The organism is Candidatus Synechococcus spongiarum (assembly GCF_900047545.1).
GTDB classification, from domain to species: Bacteria; Cyanobacteriota; Cyanobacteriia; order PCC-6307; family Cyanobiaceae; genus Synechococcus_B; species Synechococcus_B spongiarum_C.
Genome location: NZ_FITM01000003.1, coordinates 1 through 2,353, shown reverse-complemented (window position 1 = coordinate 2,353; position 2,353 = coordinate 1). Strand labels below are relative to the sequence as shown.

The window sequence follows — 2,353 nt, the reverse complement described above, 5'->3', positions numbered from 1 at the left end:
TTGGCCATGGTTTGTTGTAACGGACGGGGCTTCATGCCACCCAGAGCCAATCTAATGGCATCACCACCGGAATCAACTGGTGGCAGTGCAGCACCGGCAAGACCCACGTCGGAGAGTGCTCTGTCCGCGAGTTGCCGACTCTCGGTGAACCATTTGACAGGATCAGGATCGTTTTCCCAACGTCCAAGGCGATCCCATCGGCATAGGGCCTCACTGGAGCTGATCCAGTCGGACAGGGTGGTAAGCCCCATCAACCACTGCAGGAATGCTGCTTGCTGAGTGCCCTTAGGCGGCAGAGTTGGGATACCGTTAGCACCAACCCCTTTCAATAACTGGGTAAATAGCTGCTTGTGGGACTCGTGCCATGCCGGTTCCAGGTATCACGCTGAGCAGCCAGCTTTTCGACAATCAACCGAGTTAATCAGGTGGCCATGATGCGCGCCCACTGCTGAGGCAAGGAGCTGGGCATCACTTTTAGAAGCTTCCCGCTGGACCAACTGGCATCTCAAAAGCGGGACGGTACTGGCATCGTGGCGGTCGAAGGCGGCGGGAGGAAAGTGAGGGTAACCTGGAATCAATTCCCTGCCCAGCTTCTTCTGAAAACCTGGAGTGGCTTTGCCCAGAGCATGAAACCCCACCAACGCTGTCACCCATGAGGGCGAACAGGGCATTGGCACAGGGCAAGGAACCACCTCCTGAAGTTGGGCAGCAACTGCGGCTACATCCAGCAAGTGGGGCAGCAAGGGGTAACCGTCACCCTGACTCTTCTTAGCCGGTGATTTGGCCCAGAGCAGCAAAGAATTAGCCACTGCATATTGAGGATAGATTAGTTTACGATACGATTTTTTCTCTCGGAATGAGCACGAACACAACAATGCCCGAAGACACCAAGTGGACACAAAAGATCCAACACTGGCGCAGCCTGCCGCTGGCGGAGCGGCGGCGCCGTCACTTGGAACCCATCCCCGGTCATGCGGCCAACTCCGTGGCCATGGAGAGTGAGCCAGTGGATGAGGCCTGGCTTCGGGTGCGGCTTGCCCCCAGGATTCGGAAACGGCTGATCCGCCTCACTGGGTTCTGCCCGCCATCCGAACCTGCCCCGAAACCAGACTGAGTTCACTGCGGGACGCCAACTCAGGAGAGCGAGGGAACGTCAAACTAGCCCCACAGCCCCTTTGCCCATGGCCTCCAGCCCCTCAGCCACAGCCAAGCCAGCAGACCACAAGTCCCTAGAACAGCCGAAAGCCGTGCCGCGCCTTGGCGGCATGGCGCATGAGTGGCAGCAATATTGATCAGGGTGACGCCCGCATCAACCGGCGTATTGATCAAATCTATCGGCTTCTGTTGCCCTGAGCCGATGGCTCCCATGGCTAACGAATGCCACAGCGCTCAAGGAGCGCCTCTGCCAAAGCGGAGAAATCCTTGTGGCAGGCCCGGACCGCCTTGTAATGGCCGCGCCGATGGCCCCATCGGCGGGGGTGAGCAGGAACATGGGCTTGCGGGCCGTCTGGGCCAGGGGCATCAAGCTGCGGTAATGCTTCAGCTCCACCAGGCAGTGGGGATCCTCCTTGGGTAAACCGGGGAGTTGTTGTGCTGTTTCATTCAACACCCACTTGCGGTAGACCGATGGGACGCGTTCCAGCCAACGCTGATAGGCCTTCACTGGCCGATCCCGTCGCACGGCATGTTGCAGTACCACGTAACCCACTGGATCCATTTGGCCTTCGGGAAGTCCGGTTGTCTTGCCGAGAGATTCCGGCACACGATTCAGACGATCTTGCCATTCCTCACGCCAGCGGCGGAGTGTAGGCCCCAGATTCTTCAGCCCTTGCACGGAATAGAGGTCCGGCCCCAGGGGGATCACCACGTGGTTGGCTGCGATCAGCACCGCCCGGTTCAGTGCCCTCAGACTTGGCCCCACGTCGATCAACACCACGTCCGCTTGGCGTTGCTCAGCAGCCTTGGCCAACATCCGCCAAAACACGCTGATCACCCGGAATGCTAGTTCCTGTTGATCCAGGCATTTCGGCCATTCAGTAGATAGACGATCTTCCATTGTGGACAGGCTCAGATCACCAACCACCAGACCAATCCCTTCCGCAATCTCGGTCACATAGGGATCCACCACATCGCCGGTTCCTTTCACCAGAAGAGGCGCCAGGGCAGCGGTAACAGTGCGAGATGGCTCTGCATCTGTCCAGATCTCTTCCAACTTGTCGTCCTCCAGGAACATGCTGGTGAGATTCATTTGGGGATCCAGGTCCGCCACTACAATGGATAGATCCATCTCGGCAAAAATCCAGGCAAGATGATAGACAAGTGTGGTCTTCCCTACTCCACCTTTGTTATTGAA

At 57.9% G+C, this 2,353-nt stretch carries 3 protein-coding genes and 1 pseudogene; 1 reads left to right on the top strand and 3 read right to left on the bottom strand.

Annotated features, from left to right (window positions below):
* Together FLM9_RS08025 and FLM9_RS08675 are read right to left on the bottom strand one after the other, a co-directional pair.
* Positions 1-251 (bottom strand): hypothetical protein (locus FLM9_RS08025; protein WP_257242928.1); only part of this gene is annotated, 251 nt, incomplete at its 3' end.
* Between the two features lie 15 nt (positions 252-266).
* A pseudogene (locus FLM9_RS08675) lies at positions 267-809 on the bottom strand (CRISPR-associated endonuclease Cas3''); the annotation flags it as partial.
* 47 nt (positions 810-856) lie between these two features.
* Between FLM9_RS08675 and FLM9_RS08020 the strand changes: the two are divergent.
* Entirely contained in the window at positions 857-1,114 is a 258-nt protein-coding gene (locus tag FLM9_RS08020; protein ID WP_180365241.1) for a hypothetical protein, read from the top strand.
* A 195-nt stretch (positions 1,115-1,309) separates the two neighbouring features.
* Here the strand turns inward: FLM9_RS08020 and FLM9_RS00080 are convergent.
* Positions 1,310-2,353, bottom strand: a 1,044-nt coding sequence (locus tag FLM9_RS00080; protein WP_257242927.1) for a ParA family protein, incomplete at its 5' end; no start/stop codon positions are given.